Annotated in this window: 1 protein-coding gene; it reads right to left on the bottom strand. The window is 64.3% G+C overall.

Translation table 11 applies throughout. The features are described 5' to 3' along the window. Positions 1 to 280, bottom strand: a 280-nt coding sequence (locus RMT89_RS42530) for a DUF3859 domain-containing protein (RefSeq protein WP_315889116.1), incomplete at both ends; no start/stop codon positions are given.

Here is a 280-nt window from a genome sequence, read left to right as displayed (position 1 = left end):
CGACCGTCGTGCCAAAACTCGAAGATCCATTCTCCGGCTACGATCTCCCAGGTGTGGTCAAACATGAACTCGCGATACGCCTGGGTGCCGATCGAACCGCGAATGGTATACTCGCTTTCGTAGTGCCGAACCCCCGAAGCCGGATCGAGCAATCCCGGCTCCGGAAAGACGGTGACGAGCCTGAGCTCCACGCGCGCGCCGGCGGGAGCGCCCTCGACGACGTACCGCAGGCCGAATCGCAGCGACTGGCGCGCAGGGATCGTGGTCGTGCTCCGCACCA

It is taken from the genome of Streptomyces sp. P17 (assembly GCF_032436805.1).
In the GTDB taxonomy this organism is placed as follows: Bacteria; Actinomycetota; Actinomycetes; order Streptomycetales; family Streptomycetaceae; genus Streptomyces.
The sequence above is the reverse complement of the archived record's forward strand: the minus strand, read 5'-3'. Positions and strand labels throughout refer to the sequence as shown.